Origin of the sequence: Agrobacterium sp. NPDC090283 (assembly GCF_044769685.1) — a bacterium.
Classification (GTDB): domain Bacteria; phylum Pseudomonadota; class Alphaproteobacteria; order Rhizobiales; family Rhizobiaceae; genus Agrobacterium.
On sequence record NZ_JBIVYG010000027.1, the window covers coordinates 1 to 17,565 of the forward strand.

The following is a 17,565-nucleotide window of genomic DNA, read 5'->3' on the forward strand; positions in this document are numbered from 1 at the left end:
AACACGTCAGGAACGGGATGCTGTCGCCCGTCGAGTTCGAGAAGCAGCAGAAAATCTAACCCGAGGGTGTCTACGAAACTCGGGGCTATTCAAACATCATCAAAGTCAGCGGTACCGTACGCGAAATCAATGGAAGAACCTTTATGGGTCATAACGGTCTGGATGCCATCGATGACATTTGGCACTACGCATATGTGATCGTGGAAAGCGCCGACGGGGAGCTGCTGAAGTTTGAGCGGGTCACAACCAACGAGAAGATCGATCCGGAGATCGAAGTCGGCAACGCCTGCACGCTCTACTTCCGGCGCATCTGGTCGTGGAAACAGTCGATTTTTCACATCATCGCAAGCGAGAGCGAAAGCCGGGGCGTCAATCACTTCGCCTTCGCAAACACAGGCAAGATCGCGCATGTGGCGACGATGGTGAAGGCCGTTCCGGGCGCGTACATTCTCGGACTAATCGCGTTCGCTTTGCCGGCACGCTTCACGGTAGGCATCGGTCATGTCTTCTGGCTGGCACTCATTCCTCCCGTCGCCTTGCTCGTCCTCAACCACGTGACGAGCATCGAACGCGTCCGCGAAGATTCCATCGCACTCCAAAAGGAATTGGAGCGGAACCGCATCGGACAGAAGTTCGATGGCCGCGAACTGAAGACGATGTGATGCGGCCATGATCGACAGTCACACCCGCAAACGCAGGCTCGTTCTCTTCTTCGGCATGCTCTTAGGCATCCCCTTCTTTGCGACGATCGGTATCGCGGCGGTCGTCATCTCCAGTACCATGGGGACCACGATCTGGAATTCGTGGTCCGCCCACTCCGACCGACTGACTCAGGAAGAGGCACGCGGCGCCCGTATTGAGAAGGAGGCGCGTGAGCAGACCTTTCAGACTTTGTGCCCTGACTATTTTGAGGTGTCGTTCTTCGACAGATGGTTGCGATACCGGGATCGCCGCTGGTGCGAGTCCTATCGGCATAAGATAGCACGGCAGTCGTGAACGGAGCGAAAGGACGTCCGGATGCCTAAAAGGAAGACTCTTGGCAAGGCATTCTTAAAGATTGCTAGTAACCCGATTGACTAAAGGAAGGATGGCAGGCAATCACTTCTTTGAAGTTTTATTGACGAGTATCGATGCCTGCACCCTACTTAACAAAGGAAATCTGGCCAGATTTCATACATGCCGAGAATACGCATTCGTTCTCTCATCTTCGGGAAATCCAAATCAATGTAACGGATTCATCGGGCGTCGATCGTGCAATCATTGCAACGTTCAGCGATCACGTATTTACCCGTGATCCTCGAGATGACGATGATCATGCAACAGCTTTCCCCGGATGTAGCCGCAACCCCGGTTTCTTCTGTCCGGAGCGTTACGCCTTTTCGCTGCAATTGCCGACGGTGGTGCCTTTGGTCTGCGGTTCTAAAGTCTGGTGCCTAACGGGGGCAGACCGCTACGCCCAGATACCGGTCGTTACGCAGGAAAGCGTGGAGCGTCTTTACGCAATAATTTTCACGCTAGATAGAATCAAGGGCTTTCCGTTCGACTTGCATATGCAGATTCGTTCTGCGTATCCGTGCACGCGAAAAGCTCCTGACACGTTTGGCGAGGTAAAATTCAAACATCTCGCGCGACTGCGCGTAGAAAATAAACACCCGAAGAAAAATCATGAACGCGGACGAAAAGTCCCGAAGAAGCCGTAAACGGAAAACGGCCCCTTTCGGAGCCGTTTCGACCAACAAAGGCCTCGGAGCGAAGCTCTCAGGATTTCTCCCTTCCCCGCATACGCAGGGACTGAGATTTGCATCTCAGTGGCGTTGGCTATCTCACGCTCAATGACCAACGATCTACACAATGCATACTTTTGCGGAGTACAGAAGTCAACGGGCGAAGCATCAAAGAGTTCAATTTCGATGCAAAACTGCTCTCAATGAAATGCGCTAGCAGACTCTTTTATCGTCGAAAAATCCAATTGGTCAACAATCCGTCCGATAAAAGCAGATCGTGCGAAGGGGACGGCAAGCATGCACGCCCCAACTCTACGGCGACCGGACAACAGTGCGAGAAATGGCTGAAACTCCATCGATCCATGATCTTGCTGCGGGTCATTCTTCGGAAGAGGGATCGTCGGCGATTCCGGCTGATATGAACAGGCCAACGAGATGCGCGAGATTCCGCGCACCAAACCGCGCCTTCAGACGCTCGACTCTATGATGGATCGTCCGGTCGGACCGATGCGACGCCTCGGCGATTTCTTTGATCGTCGCTCCCTCCGCCAGTAATTGCAGGATACCGAGATCGACATCCGCCAGAGCTGTCTTCGGAGTGGGGGGCAAGAGAACCTTCACATCGATCAGTACGAGGCACCAATCGCTCCGGCCTGAAGGATTCTTTTGTGGCAGGATCAGGCGGTCATAGATGATGACCATGCCGAGGATGCTGGTTACGATGCGGTCGGTTTCGGGACGACGGCTCTCGATCACCTTCACGTAGGCTGGAATCATGAACCTGCGCAGGTGCTGGTGGTCCGAAAGCGTTCGAACCTCTTGAAGATGCCGCATGGCAGACATCCCCGTGGGCACTTTATACCTGTGGATGACGTCCAAGGCGAAGTCGTCAGGATCGCTCGCACGCGTATCGACGACGGCGAGGATCATATTCGGCCGCAGCATCTCAAGGATTCGAGCATAGATCCCCGCCGCGTCACGATGACCGTCCAGACTGTAGATCCAGGCATCCGTCATCAGCCGCGATATCAACTTGAACGAGGCTGGCTGCTTCATCGCCTCGTCCCCGACGAGGCAGAAAGTCCGCGATCCGAGGACAGAAACGAACGGTTTTGTCACGACGCACAGAGTTCATTTGTTCCATGCGTAAGCCCCTACGAATGTTGCTTATAATGCTTTTTCTGCCTCCCCGTCAGCCGGTGACGCGAATCCGTTCGTTTCTGTCAAGCCGGTCGGGGCGCAGATGTTGGAAGGATTCATGGCGAGGATTGGATATGCACGGGTTTCCACCATCGATCAACACCTCAACCTCCAGACGGACGCCCTGCTGAAAGCGGGATGTTCGCGTATATTCGAGGATCATGGAGTGTCCGGCGCAAAACGAAAGAGATCCGGTCTTTCTTCAACGATGAGAGCTCTCCGGAAAGGCGACGTATTGGTTGTCTGGAGATTGGATCGGCTGGGTCGTTCGATTCGGCACCTCATTACGGTGATCGATGACCTGAAACGGCGTGGGATCGGCTTTCTTTCGCTGACGGAAAACATCGACACTGCGTCGGCTGGCGGGAAACTGATCTTTCATATCCTCGCGGCGATTTCAGAGTTCGAGAAGTCGTTGATCCGAGAGCGCACCATAGCGGGTATTGAGGCGGCCAAAGCCCGCGGAAAATGTCCTGGTCGGCGGCCAGCATTGAGCCAGGCACAATGTTGTGAAATCCGCGCCGCAGTTAATGCGGGAATTCCAGTCAGGGATGTCGCTCGCGAGTACAACGTTCATCCCAGAACCATCGTCAGGGGAATGGAACGATTGGAATTGGCGCAAGCCTGATCAAGCCGAATCCTACTGGAACAGCTCAGCTTGACGAGATCACAAGCGCGAAGCTTGCTGTCAATGGCGAGGTTGAAGAGCACCAGTTTGCTCGGCTGCGGAATGACGGATGGCAGATTGTCGGAGATCATGTTCAGTTCCCTGTGGGATACGCAATACGACGGGACCTCGCTGAGTGCGGCGAGCGGAAGGTCAGCGTTGTCGTCTTCGCATGGCCCTGAACATGCGGCGGATCGCACCAAGGCGATCGGAAGATAGATCGGTGACGTCCGGCGGAAACACCGACTTGCAATAACTTTAAATGCTATTATTTTAGCAATAAATACGGTTTATATGGATATATGCTATTATGTTGGCATTTAAATTGTTGTCTCCGGCCGAAGTTATTGGAGGCTTGGCGGAAAGAATGAAGCGCCGAAGAATCCAACACGGACTGACCCAGCGTGAACTGGCTGCAAGATCGAATGTCTCCTACGGATCGCTGAGGCTATTTGAGGAAACCGGGAAAATCTCGCTAGAGAGTCTCGTGAAAATTGCGTTTGCCCTTGAGGCGGAGGCTGAGTTCGAAGGCTTGTTTCCATGTCGGCCGCCACAGAATATCAATGATGTCATTGATCGTCCTCTCAAGCAGCGTGTGCGCCGGAAATGAAGTTCAGGTCAATCCAGCAGATGAGCGTTTATCTGGAGCTCGAAGGGAACGAGAGAAGGCTCGGTACGCTTGCCTGGAGTAGCAGGGAACGGAGGGCTTATTTCGAGTACTCCCCAGAGTTTCTGGCTGCGCCGCTTTTGATTTCACCATTCCATATGATAGCCTCCACGGGATTGATTGCAGCGCCTCGCGATCCGTTTGACGGGCTTCATGGGCTATTCAACGACAGCCTGCCTGACGGTTGGGGTCGTCTGTTGGTGGACCGTCGTCTCCAGCGAGCCGGCATCGACTATACCCAGCTCACTCCGATCGACCGTCTCTCGGCAGTGGGCCGAACAGGAATGGGGGCACTCTCATACGTTCCTGAACTGCCAGACGATCAGAAACAACAGAGCATCACTGATCTCGATTGGTTCGCTGATCAGGTGGAGTTGGTGCAGACTGAAATGGACGTTGCCGACATCGACAGCTTGCAGGGCGCGCAGGGTGGATCAGCGGGTGTACGGCCAAAGATCATGATCGGCTTCAACAAGGCGGATAATACCTGTGTTCTGGATTACGGCCAGCCGTTGGATCCGGGGTTTGAAAGGTGGATGGTCAAAGCGCCCAGTCCCGATGATCCGCGGGAGATCGGCGCAGAAGAAAAAGCCTATGCGCTCATGGCGGTCGCTGCAGGATTGACGATGGCCGAAACCCGGCTGTTGGAGACCCGGAAAGGAAGGCGGCTTTTTGCGACGAAGCGTTTTGACAGGACACCCGCCGGCAGGCTCCACATGCACACGGCAAGCGGCCTGCTGAACGCCAGTCATCGTGAGGCCACCCTGAATTATGAGCAACTGCACAAGCTTACGCATATGATGACCCGCGACGCTGCGGAAGTCCTCAAGATGTTCCGGAACATGGTGTTCAATGTCTTTGCCAGAAACCGCGACGACCATGCGAAGAACCACGCATTCCTAATGGACGGGAATGGTCGTTGGTCTCTGGCACCCGCATACGATCTTACTTTTTCGTCCGGACCAGACGGAGAACACAGCGTTGCAATTGCTGGAGAAGGTAGAACACCTAGAATGCCTCACCTCTTGGCGGTCGCCAGAGCGGCTTCAATCTCGGATCAAGATGCCAAGGATGTTATAGAGCAAGTGCGAACGGCCGTGGACAGATGGCCACAGTTTGCTGAGAAAGTCGGGCTATCCAAATCCCGTACCGCTGAAATCGACAAATTCTTGAACGGCAATCGGCCGGCTCGGACCGTTCGCGTACACTATGATCGAAATGACCGTAGCATTTCCAAGCCATCACGAGCAGCAAAACTGTAACCGATGATGATGCGGGTGGCTTCAGCCCAAAGCGTTGAAGCCAATCTAAGAGTTGGTGGCAGTTGCTATCCAATTTTGGCGAATTGCCTGCCGTGTGCCTGCCTGATAGCCAGCGCTTCGCGGACGATGGCGAGCACGTAAGTCTGGGCGCGTGTCGATGCTCGGATCGACGTCGCTTCCAGCATCTGCCAAGTAGCGCCGTCCTCCAGCCACAGGTCCGGCTTTTCGATGATCACGCCGTGCACCGCGAGCAGGAACGGCATCGTTGTCTAATTTCCTGAAGATGCAACTGCGAGACGCCAGTCTCCCATTGAGCGTAATTTCCGAGCGGTGCGGCTACGCGGATCAGAGCCACGTCGGCCGCGCGTTGGCGAAGCGGACCGGCTTTTCGCCAGCATACTGGTAGCTGCGGCTCCTAGCCTATCGCAGCAGTTTTTGCACGGCGCAGATGAAAACTTATTGACACCTTCGAATTTGTTCTTATTTTGTTCACCATGATCAAGATCCTGCGAATATCTCGAATAGGTTGAACGGTAAGGCCGTCCCGTGGCGGCACGAGCGATGTTTTACTGTTTGAGGATGTTCGTGATGAGCTATTCGCCCGTCGATACGTCTGCGGCGCTGTACGCCGCCTATGCACAGGCTTCCAGCAAGCTTTTCTACCCCAGGGGAACCGTCCGTTGCTCTGCAGACCCCATGTTCAGATCGCGCTCCGCCCGTGATCTGGGATGTATTCTTGACGTTGACCCTAACGTCGTCGCCTGGCTCTGCCTCCCGTTTGAGTTCGAAACCGAAGCAGGCCCGCATGTCCCGGACTACTTGGTCGACTATGAGGACGGCACGAGGATCCTTCTGGATGCTGTCGAGGAGAAGGAGCTTCCGGAAATCAAGGAGGGCGCTGCGCTCGCCGGATTCCGGTACCGCGGTGTCACCCGAGACGAAGTTGAAGGCGGCTTCCGCCTCGCGAATTCCCGCGACATGCTTCGATACGCGAATTCCCGGACGCCGTTGAACGACCGCATCCGGTTGCTGTCCGCGCTCGAAGAGTCCGGATCGCTCACTGTCGCCGAGTGCCTCAGCATCTTCAAGGAGGTCCAGCCTATGACTGGAATCTCCTGGATGTTTCTGCATAGGCTGATCGTCCTCGACCTCGATGACGCGATGATCGGACCTGAGTCCGTCATCCGTCGCTTCCAGCGCTAGGAGGGTGCGATGGACCGTCCTACGCATGGTCGCCGTACAGTCACACTTGAGCGCGTGGCCTACTCCTTCGTTCTGAAAGCCGCCGCGCGGCTTGGTGGTGCCTTCAAAAAGAACCCAACCTGCCGTCAGATCGTCGTAGCTCTGCGGCTTCCTCCGGGCTCCATTCTTGACGAATACTTCGCGGCTGCGAGCATTCTCGTACGCGAAACCGTATCCCTCCACGCCTTCGCAATTGCGGCACCGAAGGTCTTGAGCAGGGGTGGGGTCGATATCCAGGCGATTCACGGTGCCTTGAAGTCGAAACGCTCTGTACTCGTCGTCTGGCCGGCAGGACTTTCAATTCCTAGAGAGATTGCTCTGGCGGCAGACCGTGTCGTGGACGTGGGGTCTGTGCGCGCGCACCATATTGTCGCTGCAGCAAAGCAGTTCACAGGTCAAGTCATTGACCTGGCAGATGCCAGGAAGATGGTGGAATATCCTTTGCCGGAACTCTTCGCGGCATTCAGAGCCGGACGCCCGGCCTCCAGCGTGCTGGCACGCTTGGCCGAGGCGGAAGCGAATGCTCCGCTTGATGACGACGGACCCCGCCTTGAAGACCTTGCCGGCTATGGGGAGGCCAAGGCCTGGGGCCTGTCGCTGGCCGAGGATATCGAGGCCTGGAAGGAGGGCACTCTCGCCTGGGTGGACGTAGACCGAGGGCTTCTCCTCAGCGGGGCACCCGGAACCGGGAAGACCACGTTTGCAGGCGCGTTGGCTCGATCATGCGGCACTCATCTGGTTGCGACGTCCGTTGCGCAGTGGCAGGCCGCCGGACATCTCAACGACACGTTGATGGCAATGCGCAAAAGCTTCGAGCAGGCGAGGGCGCGAAAGCCGAGCATCCTGTTCGTGGACGAGTTTGACGGGATCGGCGACCGTACCAGGATTGTCGGCAACGAATACGAAACGTATTGGAGTCAAGTGATCAACTTCCTACTCGAACTGATCGACGGCCACGAAAGGCTGGAAGGCGTCGTTGTCATCGGGGCGACGAACCACCCTGAGGCGATCGATGCCGCCCTTTTAAGGCCGGGGCGTCTCGATAGGCACATCAGGATTCCGCTTCCGGACGTGACGGAGCGCAAGCATCTTTTCCGGTTCTATTTCGGCGATGGAATTTCCGACTCAGACGTCGACGCCGTCGCGGCGGCGACAACCGGGCTGACGGGCGCACATTTCGCGAAGGCCGATCGTGAAGCGAAGAGGATCGCCAGAAAAGCCGGCCGCGCCGTTTCCATGGAGGATATCCTGGCCGTACTTCCTACGCCCAGGAAGATCGCGGGCGGAGAACGAAGAACGGTCGCGATCCACGAGGCCGGTCATGCCGTGGTCGGAGTTCGGCTTGGGGTCGGCAAACTCCAGACGGTCGCCGTACCATGGCAGGCGCACGTGTCGCACCCCCTTGGGTTCGCTCGTTTTCATTTGGACGAGGACCAACTCTGGGACCGGCAGGAGTGCCTGGACAGGATCGCCATCCTGTTGGCGGGTCGGGCGGCCGAGGAGGTTATCCTCGGTACCGCGTTCGAGGGCGCAGGCGCGGCCGAAGGAGCGGACCTTCACAAAGCGAGTGATCTCGCCACCAGAATGGAACTCCAGCTCGGAATGGGAGAGGGGCTCGCGTATTCAAATCTGACATCCGTCGATCAGCGGGACCGCGCCCGCCAGAACAATCCTGTCGTCGCGGCAAGAGTGGAGCGTCTCCTTGCTCGGGAGATGGGGCGAAGCCGGGAGATCGTCACGACGTTCCGAGCAGCCGTGGAAAGGATTGCCGACGTCTTGGTCGAGAATGCGATCATTGAGGGAGACGAAGTCAGGCGCATCATGCGGGAGATGTCGGATGACGAGAGGTAAACCGACACCGAAGATCGACTGGAAACTCGTCGTTCGTAGTCTGAAGGAAAGCGGAACCGGCGAGGGGCGAGTGCTTGTAGAGAAGGCGATACTTGAGGCTAGCGGGATGCCTATTCGGATCCGCGACGCGCGACGTCGACTCTTCATCCTGACGACGCCGGCTTCCAAAGGAGAGCCGGCGATCATCGACAGTGAGGGCGGTCTGGTGTGTCTCGTCGCTCTGGACGATCTGGTGGACGTCGTGATGGCGCGGGGGCCGACGCTGGGGGAGGTGATGGAGAAAGGCGGCGGTAAGCGCCCTCTCACTATGTCCTAGTGGTCTCCGGCGTTGCTGCCGTTGCGAGCAGCGTGAGCGCACTCTCGAACGTCGGTTCTGACTGGCCTAAAGCGCTGGAGGGTCCGAAGAGGCAAAGCCGTCTCCTAAGTCACGGTCGAATGGGTTCGGATCGCCGCTACCGAGACCGATCACCATGAGAGGGTATTCCATGTTCTGCGGCCGGAGTTCTAGCAAGTCTGAAACGTCATGATCGTAGAACGCTGCGGTTGGCCATGTCCTGATGCCGATGGAGGTGGCGACCATCTGTACTGCTTGAGACAAATGGCCCGCATCCAACAACGCGACCCGATACGATCGGGAGTTTTTGTATTTCCACATCAGTTTGTCGAAGCGGCAGGTGATGATTATTGCAGCGCTCAAGTCGTCGGAGGAGCCTTGCTCACCAAACAGTCGAGCAAAGCTGAAGTTTGGGCGAACACGGCGGTCGACTTGGTGATATCGGTCCGCAGTTCGAACGCAGGGCTCTTAGCCGGGAAGGTTGCGGAAGGCAGTGTTTAGCGAGTGCCGGCACTTGCTAAACACTGCCGCAAAACTCGGGCGCAAAAAGCCTAACTTTAGTTGGAAATTTTGCGCCAAAAGCGCCCTGCCTTATTTTGTCCGAAGCGGTAGAGCTAGAAACAAATCACTCAAGGCTTTACAGTCAAACTCGAAAAGGCGGTAAGCCACTCGCTTCCCTGTCCTGAACCTTCAAAGATTCTGGAAAGGCTCACAATGATACGCAGGTTTTCTCTTGTTCTCGCCGGCGCATTGATGAGCGCAACCGCGATGAGCATCGTCTACTCGTCTGTGGCTCCGGCGGAAGCCGCGAATGACGTTACCTACAAGGAATTAGCGATTTTCGGCGAAGTGCTGGAGCGTGTCCGGGCGCAATATGTGACGCCGCCAACAGATGAGCAGCTCATCGAGAATGCCATCAACGGCATGCTGTCATCGCTTGACCCGCATTCCAGCTTCATGAACGCTCAAGACGCCGACGATACACGCACGCAGATCAAAGGTGAGTTCGGCGGCCTCGGTATTCAGGTGACGATGGAAAACGAACTGGTCAAGGTGATCGCCCCCATGGACGATACACCGGCAGCAAAGGCTGGCGTTCTGGCAGGTGATTTCATTTCCGAGATCAATGGTCAGCCCGTGCGCGGCCTGAAGCTGGAGGAAGCGGTTGAGAAGATGCGTGGGCCGGTCAATACACCGATCAAGCTGACACTGATCCGGGAGGGCGCTGACAAGCTGATCGAACTGACAATTGTGCGTGACATCATCGCTGTGGAGGCTGTAAAATCTCGCGTCGAAAACGATGTTGGATATCTCCGCGTCATCTCCTTCACCGAGAAGACCTACGACGATCTGGAAGCCGCAATCAGCAAGATTAAGAAGGACATCCCGGCCGACAAGTTGAGGGGGTATGTGCTCGACCTGCGCCTTAATCCGGGCGGTCTGTTGGATCAAGCCATCAATGTTTTGGATGCGTTTCTTGAGCGCGGTGAAGTTGTTTCCACCCGAGGCCGTACCCCCGATGAGACCCGTCGCTACAGCGCAACCGCTGGCGACCTGACCGATGGCAAGCCTGTTATTGTGCTGGTCAACGGTGGTTCTGCTTCAGCTTCGGAGATCGTCGCTGGCGCGTTGCAGGATTTACGCCGTGCGACCGTCGTTGGAACTCGCTCTTTCGGTAAGGGGTCCGTCCAGACGATTATCCCGATGGGCAATGTGGGCGCGCTTCGTCTAACGACAGCGCTCTATTACACGCCATCCGGAAAATCGATCCAAGGGACCGGTATCACACCGGACATCACGGTCGAACAGCCGCTGCCCCCCGAACTACTAGGCAAGCTGGAAACCACTGGTGAATCGAGCCTGCGTGGTCACATCCAGGGTCAAAGCGAGACGGAAGACGGCTCCGGTTCTTCAGCCTACGTACCGCCAGAGGCAAAGGATGACCTTCAGCTTCAGTACGCGCTGGAACTTATGCGTGGCGAGAAGACCGATGAAGCCTTCCCGCCGAATCCGGAAAAGGCGGTTTCCTTCAAGTAAGAAATATCACTCAGAAATAGACTCTGCATCGTGTCGCAGAAAGGCGCTAGGGTTACCGCGGCCGGTTTTGAAGATCCGGTAACCGGCAGCTTAAACGCTGGCATCGCTCAATGGTTAATTGGCAACGGCATCGCGCCTCCGTCATACATTGCCAGCCAGGGTGCTGTCCTTGGACGCGAAGAACGCGTTCATGTGGAGCAGGTCGAGTGCAAATCAACAGTCTGCCCTAAAGGTGAGCTCAGGGGCCATGGAAAACGGGTATTAGGCTTAGCGTAAAAGAATTTCTGTCGGCGAGTCCTCACTTGGTGCGTTCACGAAAATCGCAATAAGCGTTTACGCAGAACAGAGCAATCGCAATTGCCGACAAAGAAATTCCCCAAGCTACATAATAGAAAATCGTATTTTCAATCCCTATCAAAGTGGGTGAAAGGTATATCGTCATACCCAGGAGACTGATGATCATGGACGTGGTGGCTCGCACTCGACCGATTTCTTCGTTTTTCGCTAAGATCAAAATGCGGCCGTCACAAATGGCTCTCCCCAGCGCAAACATTCCACCGAGAAGCGCATAAAGGATAACAAGGACTGGGATGCTTCTAGACATTGCGAATGCAACCATTACCAATCCAATCAAAGTCAAAATAGCAAGCTCCCAACGGTGCGCGGTAAAAAGCTTGGTTTGTGCGGCCGCTGTTACCAGAATGGCTCCACCTCCGATTGCCCAAGCCGCTTCGAGAAGCCCGTATACGTCGCTACCTTGTCCAAGAGTGTCTTTGACGAAGCCCGGTACTAGAACATTTGCCATTTGGGACGCTGAGAAAAACAACCCCACATTCAGAACGCTGAAAGTCAGAGCGCGCTGACCCAACATTGCCCGTAAACCTTGTTTCCAGCTAGCCAAAATATCATTGGATCTGGCCGCAGGTTCACTTTGATAATCGGAAAAGAAGCGATTGATAATGATGAACTGAACCACCATCAGGAAGACCATTAAGAGGACCGACCATATAGTTGGGAAGTAATGCAGCAAAATCCCGCCGAGTCCTGTGCCGCATAAAATCCCGAGTTGACGACAAATAGAAACTCGAATCGAGAGCTTCATCCGTTGAGAAGCATTCACGGCCAGTTGGACGATTCCATCCAAGGCACCTGCGTTGAGAACTGTTCCTAGTGAGAATAGTGTCGCGTAAGCGAACAGCCATGGCGCAGAGGGACTGACCAACACCCCAATCGCCAAGGCAGCAACGCCCAAAAATCTTAAAGCCTGTCCTCTGCGAATGACTGACAGGCGGTTTTTGCTGTCGACGATCACCCCGGCGTAGATGGAAAAAATAAAGGACGTCGCGCTACTCACAAAGAACAGCTGACCTACCAACGAGATCGATCCCTCTACCGCTGCGATCCAGGAGGTTACAACAAGGCTTAGTCCGATGGTTGCGAAAGAAGAAAATGAAAACGCCATGATTGCGGCTTCGATTTTCCCAAACCGACGTAGATGCGGAAAAAGTCGGGTGAAACGCGTTTGCTCGGTCAAAGTCGCGCCTGTTTTCAGGATTACAAAATAATATTATTTGCCGACGACTCGAAGGCCGGCAAATAACCTGAGCGAAGAATATGCGTATCTATTAAATGACATAACCCGTATTGACCGCGTCCGTCGATACACTGCGAAGATAGTTTCGGGTTTCCTCGTGCCCAATGATCGGGTCTTGAAAAATGTCCCGTGCATGGAAGCCACTTGAATTATTCAACACGATCATCCGTCGAGACTTTTGTTGGGCTGCATATCTAAAGGGGTTACGAGCGATAGCAGCCTGAAACGCCCTCAGGCAACCTCTGAGGTCGCCAACATGACCATCCGTGAGGTCGCACAGGGACTGATGGGCGTCGATGAAAGCGATACCAGCAGGCGCTACGGCGATATGAAGGACACGGCTCGGGGACTGCTCGAAGAGCTTGAGGAGAAAAAGCCTCTCGCTGGCGAAGCATTGGCCGAGTTCGAGAGGAAGCTTGCTGAGGCCACCGGACCGTACGCCGACAATCCCGCGTATCAGGCATTCCTCGAAATGAAGCTTGCGTTCGGTACCGACGAATGAGACCTGTTCAACGCGGTGCCTCCACGCAGGCTACAGACTTCGATCCGTATGGCGATGCAAGGGACCCCCTTCGAGGAAGGCTGGGGCCATACTGCAGTTTTTGCGAACGGCGCGTCGATGCCAGCTTGGCCGTCGAACATATTCAGCCGAAAGGGCTTCCCGCTTATGCGCACCTCAAGGGACGTTGGACAAATTTTCTGCTGGCCTGCGCGAATTGCAACGCTACGAAGGGAACGAAGGATTTTCTTTTAAGCGAGGTCCTCCTTCCTGACAGGGACAACACCTTTCACGCTTTCGTCTATACTGCGGACGGCGCCGTTTCGGTTCGGCCAGGTCTTTCTCCCGCCCAGGAAGATGCGGCGCAAAAGACCCTGGAAATGGTTGGCCTCGACAAAGACGGTTACGAGTATCTCGACGACAACGGAAAGCAGGTCGTCGTCGACAGGATTTCAAAACGCAAGGAAGTCTGGTCGGCCGCCCTCAACACGTGCGAGGACGCCGCGGCTAGCGGACTAAATGAGCGACGTTTAAAGACATTGTCGGATTTCGCACAGGCTTCGGGCTGCTTCAGTGTCTGGATGACCGTCTTCGAAGGAATGAACGACGTTCGCGTCCGTCTGATTGAAGATCATCCGGGCACGGTCGGTAGCGGATGCTTCGATCTAGCGACCGGTGCTTATATCTCCCCCCATCCGAATACCGATGTTCTCGCGAGCGGTTCGAAGATTTGAACGCATGCTCTTACGTCGCCGTCGCAGGCAACGCTAGATCGCCTACGTGAAACGCTCTAACGAGCTGTTCCCGATCAGGAGTGGACGATTGCTTCAGCAATCGCTAGAAGCCTCGTCCCCGTCGTTCGGTAATAGGAAGAAGGATATGATAGTTCGGTCGTCATGGAAGTGTTTGACGTGTAACGCGCCACACACCCTCCGCCTCGGGATGGGTGCAGAGACAAGGCAGATTTTCTGGACTCCGTGTGAAGAATGCGGTGAGGACCTGGTGGTCGCTCTTTGCGTCGACTTCCAGAAGATAGAGCACTGGGTCGAGCCAGTGGAGAACGTCGAATTCATCGATGAGGTGGCCGGCGCTCATATCATCAATCTGCATGCGAACTACTCGGTGCCCGCCAGCGAGCGGAACAAGGATTTCGCGTTCCCGCATCTCCTCCAGATGCAGGAGCACGCCAAGATCGCGGAAGCGAATGGGTCGCTCATACCGGTCAGCCGCGAAGATCTGTACACCCAAAAATTCATGCAACGCCCATTCCGACGGATGGACTTTGCCGAGGAGTGGAAGCTCCTCAAGACGACTTGGTCACTGCACCGCCGAGGACGAGATCATCTGATCGTTCAACGTCTGAAGGACGCATCGGACATATACTACGCGCAAGATCCCCTCAGCACGGTCCAGGATTGGCTGTGGCGCTTCCTGCTATTCTTCAGCCAACCTGAGTTCGAAAAGCCGTTCAGGGACCTCGTTGATAAGGTACAGCCACTAATACGTTCACCCGAGTTTAAGGGTTTTCGGGACCACTATAATGAGCTGGCCCCCCAACGCGCCGAGCGGTATTTTGAACTTATGAAGTCGTATTTCGAGAACTTTGATCAGTTCGGGCAAGTCCATTTCCGAGTTGTGCGCGGGCTTGAGATACCGGACGAGAACATGGCGTCGTCGGTGGACTTTCCGGCAGTGAAGATGTTTTATGGGAACGCTTTCGAAGCCTTCGCATCCAGCATCGACATCTTGGCCTATCTGGGCAACCTGATTGGTGGGCGCTCGTTCGACCAGTTCGAAAGAATGGCACTTAGGGAATATATCAGGCTAGATAAGCCGAGCCGATTCGGGGCGCTTGCGTCAGTGCCGGAATTCGACGCGCTGTGCGTCGAGCGTGACAACCAGCTCCGTAACGCCTCGCATCACGGCGGCACACGGTTTGATGCCCAGACGCAGAAGATCACTTACCAGGCGGGAAAGGGTGGCCAGGGAGCGGCTCAGGAGATCGGCCTCGCTCGGTACTTGGCGCGATGCGACCGGATTTTCCTTCAGGCCATGGTGCTGTTTCGGTTTGAGATCATGCTGACGCAGATCGCTCCCGGATTGAAGCGCCCGATCTGAATGGAAGGCCCCGGCGGGTGAGGCCAGGGTCTTTCTCTCATGGTCTCCGATACCGATTACGGTTCCCGATATGTCGGTGCCGACGTCTTCAACGTCAGGACTTCGACCAAGATGCGATCAATCGGGTTCGTCGTGATCGGGAATGTCGGCTTGGGGCGTGATTGAAGACGGCTCGCGCGCGAAAGAGAGGTGTTAGCAGGCTAGGAATCGAAAGGGGAGTGGGCTTCTGAGCTCACGACAACCTTGAATAGCTCCCTGATCGACTTATCCAGTTGAAAACCCACGCCAGGGCGGCTCCAGAACTCCTCAAGACATCAGCATCAATCTAACGTTGAATGGAGTTCAACGTTCGGGGATCGATTCGCAGATGTTCGAGAGTGCAACCTACTTTCCAGCATTGACCACTCGCGCCGGGGAGCTTGGCGCCTACGACCAGTGTTACGACCCGGTCAAAGATTCGATTGTTCCCATCTTCACCCTGACCAGATACGCGGAAACCGAAAGTCTGGTCGACTCCGCTGAAGCGCTCATGGAAGCCCTCGGCGGACGTCGATCTATTGTTGATTTTGATGGTCGCCCACGGCCCGTGACGTCGCTCGCCGAGGCGGCGGAACGCCGAAGGAGGGAAAACCTGAAGCGGGTAGCCACCGGAAGGAACGAAACCCGTCCTCGATCCGAGAGGGAACTGGCGAACGACGCGCAGCGGATCAGACGAACCGAGGCGTTCAACCGTGAACTTTCCGATCTTCTTGATCCGGCACAAGGGCCGTCACGCTGGCTGCAGCTCCTACGGGGGGTTCCAGAGCTTGTACCGGTGCTGCGCCTAATCGACGTGCAGAGCACGAGGGTCCAATTGCAGTCCATGATCGATGAGGGGCGAGAATGCGCAATCAGGCTCCGTGTAAACGAAGCAGCCGATAGATCGGCCGTGTTGGGTTGCGCAGACCTCGTCACCACGCATGCGGATCGACTTGTCTTGATCGTCGACGCCGGGAACATCTGGGGCAGGGCGGATGCCTCCACCGCAGACGTCCTGAACGTCCTGCGCCAGCTTCGGGCCGGTATTGGAGAAGGATTCGACCGCCTTACGAAGATCGTCCTTTCGACGGCGTTTCCCCGCCAGCCGCTCAGGAACGTGTCGTCGGTACTTCCGATCAAGGATTTGGATTTGTTCCGCAGTGTCGCGGAGGAATTTGAGATTCGGTTTGGCGACTATGGCTCCCTGCCGAACAGGGTCGAAGACAGTATGGCTCGAGGTTTCCTACCGCATGTCGATCTGGTGACCCCCGATAGTTGGCACGTGGCCCTCTATGAAAACAATCGGGATTTTTCGAAGTACGTGAACGCGTGCGTCGACATCATGGCGAAAGCCACCTGGGCGCAGCGGGCCGACTGTTGGGGAACGTCAATCATCGAACAGGTGTCACGTGGCAATCTGACCGTGGCGGGAAAGAAATTCACGCATCCTGCCGCGTGGCTGACCGTGCGCGTCAATCAGCACCTGTCGCAGATGGCTCTGCACAGAGGATGACCGAACGCCCGAAAGCGAGGTCGCCAAACTCGCGTGCCAGCCTCGCCCGGACCTTCAGGATCTTTTTCACGAATGCCGATATGTCCGACACGGACATGGCCGACGAGGCACGTTCAACGAGCACGCGATAGGTTGAGCCCCTGAACCCCTTGTCAAGGTTTGCAGAGGCGAGCATCGAGATCAGCTCGTCGCGCTCCAAGGTCTCGATCAGCGCGACCTTGTCCAGCTTTCTGTTCAGCCTGCCCCTACGCACTCGCTTGAGAACAGCGTTGCCATCCGCGTCGGATGAACACACGATGACGCCCCACCAGTCCGGAACCTCCGCGACCGCCTTGTCGAGATGCCTTTGGCCGACCACCAGCGTCATGCGGTCTGCTACCGCGCCGAACATCGAGGCCTGCCTCGAAAGCCTGTCCAATTTGTCCTTGTCGCTCTTTATTTCATAGCCTTCGATACGACCATTGATCACCGCGACATCGATCCTTCCACTCCCAAAGCTCACCTTGAGCTCGTCGACGATCACGGCGTCCTCGCCCTGATGTGCGGCTGCGAGCGACGACCGGATTGCGCTTCTGATGATCGAGTCGGTAGTGTTGTGCTTCATCGCTCGGCCCTTGTGGAAGTTCTCTGCCAGCTTGGCGCCGCCTGCTGCTACCGGCAACAGCATAGTCTGATGCGACGGCTGGTCGTGTATCTTGTGAAGCTTGCCCGTGCAATTCGAATAATTCGTTACCAGCCTGCGCTGACATGGCTACGGTGGCCCGATGACACGCATGGTGATGGCGGCGGTAAAACATCGGCTACGAAAAGGGCCCGAAACAAGACGCTTTGTCGAGGCT

At 55.9% G+C, this 17,565-nt stretch carries 19 protein-coding genes and 1 pseudogene; 15 read left to right on the forward strand and 5 right to left on the reverse strand.

The window, feature by feature from the left end:
* Positions 1-143 precede the first annotated feature (143 nt).
* The 3 genes from ACIQUH_RS25880 to ACIQUH_RS25890 all read left to right on the forward strand — a co-directional run bounded on the left by ACIQUH_RS25880 (position 144) and on the right by ACIQUH_RS25890 (position 1,700).
* On the forward strand, positions 144-662 hold the full coding sequence (locus ACIQUH_RS25880) for a hypothetical protein (protein WP_400820612.1): 519 nt from the start codon (positions 144-146) through the stop codon (positions 660-662).
* Between the two features lie 7 nt (positions 663-669).
* Entirely contained in the window at positions 670-996 is a 327-nt protein-coding gene (locus tag ACIQUH_RS25885; RefSeq protein ID WP_400820615.1) for a hypothetical protein, read from the forward strand.
* 134 nt (positions 997-1,130) lie between these two features.
* Positions 1,131-1,700, forward strand: a complete 570-nt coding sequence (locus ACIQUH_RS25890; protein ID WP_400820617.1) for a hypothetical protein — start codon at positions 1,131-1,133, stop codon at positions 1,698-1,700.
* 402 nt (positions 1,701-2,102) lie between these two features.
* Here ACIQUH_RS25890 and ACIQUH_RS25895 read toward each other — a convergent pair whose 3' ends face one another.
* The gene (locus ACIQUH_RS25895) at positions 2,103-2,780 is read right to left on the reverse strand and encodes a response regulator transcription factor (RefSeq protein WP_400820619.1); all 678 of its coding nucleotides are present in this window, start codon (positions 2,778-2,780) and stop codon (positions 2,103-2,105) included.
* Between the two features lie 202 nt (positions 2,781-2,982).
* Between ACIQUH_RS25895 and ACIQUH_RS25900 the strand changes: the two genes are divergently transcribed.
* From ACIQUH_RS25900 to ACIQUH_RS25910, 3 genes are all read left to right on the forward strand, one after another.
* Positions 2,983-3,552 (forward strand): recombinase family protein, encoded by a 570-nt coding sequence (locus ACIQUH_RS25900; protein WP_400820622.1) that lies wholly within the window; start codon positions 2,983-2,985, stop codon positions 3,550-3,552.
* 349 nt (positions 3,553-3,901) lie between these two features.
* On the forward strand, positions 3,902-4,201 hold the full coding sequence (locus ACIQUH_RS25905; RefSeq protein WP_400820624.1) for a helix-turn-helix domain-containing protein: 300 nt from the start codon (positions 3,902-3,904) through the stop codon (positions 4,199-4,201).
* Positions 4,202-4,221: 20 nt separating this feature from the next.
* The gene (locus tag ACIQUH_RS25910; protein WP_400820626.1) at positions 4,222-5,520 is read left to right on the forward strand and encodes a type II toxin-antitoxin system HipA family toxin; all 1,299 of its coding nucleotides are present in this window, start codon (positions 4,222-4,224) and stop codon (positions 5,518-5,520) included.
* 65 nt (positions 5,521-5,585) lie between these two features.
* Here the strand turns inward: ACIQUH_RS25910 and ACIQUH_RS25915 are convergent, their stop codons facing one another.
* Positions 5,586-5,783: a hypothetical protein gene (locus ACIQUH_RS25915; RefSeq protein WP_400820628.1), complete on the reverse strand. Its 198-nt coding sequence runs from the start codon at positions 5,781-5,783 to the stop codon at positions 5,586-5,588.
* A gap of 325 nt (positions 5,784-6,108) precedes the next feature.
* Here ACIQUH_RS25915 and ACIQUH_RS25920 point away from each other — a divergent pair, with 325 nt between their 5' ends.
* From ACIQUH_RS25920 to ACIQUH_RS25930, 3 genes are read left to right on the forward strand one after another with little or no spacing between them, the layout of a single operon-like run.
* The gene (locus tag ACIQUH_RS25920; protein ID WP_400820630.1) at positions 6,109-6,723 is read left to right on the forward strand and encodes a hypothetical protein; all 615 of its coding nucleotides are present in this window, start codon (positions 6,109-6,111) and stop codon (positions 6,721-6,723) included.
* A gap of 9 nt (positions 6,724-6,732) precedes the next feature.
* Positions 6,733-8,613, forward strand: coding sequence for an AAA family ATPase (locus ACIQUH_RS25925; protein ID WP_400820632.1), 1,881 nt, complete (start codon positions 6,733-6,735; stop codon positions 8,611-8,613).
* Positions 8,600-8,929, forward strand: coding sequence for a hypothetical protein (locus ACIQUH_RS25930; RefSeq protein WP_400820635.1), 330 nt, complete (start codon positions 8,600-8,602; stop codon positions 8,927-8,929). Before ACIQUH_RS25925 ends, ACIQUH_RS25930 begins: the two co-directional genes overlap by 14 nt.
* A gap of 66 nt (positions 8,930-8,995) precedes the next feature.
* Here ACIQUH_RS25930 and ACIQUH_RS25935 read toward each other — a convergent pair whose 3' ends face one another.
* Complete coding sequence (locus tag ACIQUH_RS25935; protein ID WP_400820637.1) at positions 8,996-9,310, reverse strand: nitroreductase family protein; 315 nt, start codon at positions 9,308-9,310, stop codon at positions 8,996-8,998.
* 351 nt (positions 9,311-9,661) lie between these two features.
* Between ACIQUH_RS25935 and ACIQUH_RS25940 the strand changes: the two genes are divergently transcribed.
* Both ACIQUH_RS25940 and ACIQUH_RS25945 read left to right on the forward strand, forming a co-directional pair.
* Positions 9,662-10,984, forward strand: coding sequence for a S41 family peptidase (locus tag ACIQUH_RS25940; protein WP_400820639.1), 1,323 nt, complete (start codon positions 9,662-9,664; stop codon positions 10,982-10,984).
* Between the two features lie 54 nt (positions 10,985-11,038).
* Positions 11,039-11,260 (forward strand): annotated as a pseudogene (locus ACIQUH_RS25945) (hypothetical protein); the annotation flags it as partial.
* 22 nt (positions 11,261-11,282) lie between these two features.
* Here ACIQUH_RS25945 and ACIQUH_RS25950 read toward each other — a convergent pair.
* Entirely contained in the window at positions 11,283-12,446 is a 1,164-nt protein-coding gene (locus tag ACIQUH_RS25950) for an MFS transporter (protein WP_400820641.1), read from the reverse strand.
* A 388-nt stretch (positions 12,447-12,834) separates the two neighbouring features.
* Here ACIQUH_RS25950 and ACIQUH_RS25955 point away from each other — a divergent pair, with 388 nt between their 5' ends.
* The 4 genes from ACIQUH_RS25955 to ACIQUH_RS25970 all read left to right on the forward strand — a co-directional run bounded on the left by ACIQUH_RS25955 (position 12,835) and on the right by ACIQUH_RS25970 (position 16,726).
* A complete protein-coding gene (locus ACIQUH_RS25955; RefSeq protein ID WP_400820643.1) occupies positions 12,835-13,080 on the forward strand; it encodes a hypothetical protein in 246 nt (81 codons plus the stop codon).
* On the forward strand, positions 13,077-13,811 hold the full coding sequence (locus ACIQUH_RS25960) for an HNH endonuclease (protein WP_400820645.1): 735 nt from the start codon (positions 13,077-13,079) through the stop codon (positions 13,809-13,811). Before ACIQUH_RS25955 ends, ACIQUH_RS25960 begins: the two co-directional genes overlap by 4 nt.
* A 268-nt stretch (positions 13,812-14,079) precedes the next feature.
* Positions 14,080-15,195: a hypothetical protein gene (locus tag ACIQUH_RS25965; protein WP_400820648.1), complete on the forward strand. Its 1,116-nt coding sequence runs from the start codon at positions 14,080-14,082 to the stop codon at positions 15,193-15,195.
* Between the two features lie 367 nt (positions 15,196-15,562).
* Positions 15,563-16,726, forward strand: a complete 1,164-nt coding sequence (locus ACIQUH_RS25970; protein ID WP_400820649.1) for a hypothetical protein — start codon at positions 15,563-15,565, stop codon at positions 16,724-16,726.
* Here ACIQUH_RS25970 and ACIQUH_RS25975 read toward each other — a convergent pair.
* On the reverse strand, positions 16,686-17,393 hold the full coding sequence (locus ACIQUH_RS25975; protein ID WP_400820652.1) for a sce7726 family protein: 708 nt from the start codon (positions 17,391-17,393) through the stop codon (positions 16,686-16,688). The two genes, ACIQUH_RS25970 and ACIQUH_RS25975, sit on opposite strands and share 41 nt — an antisense overlap.
* Between the last annotated feature and the right edge of the window lie 172 nt (positions 17,394-17,565).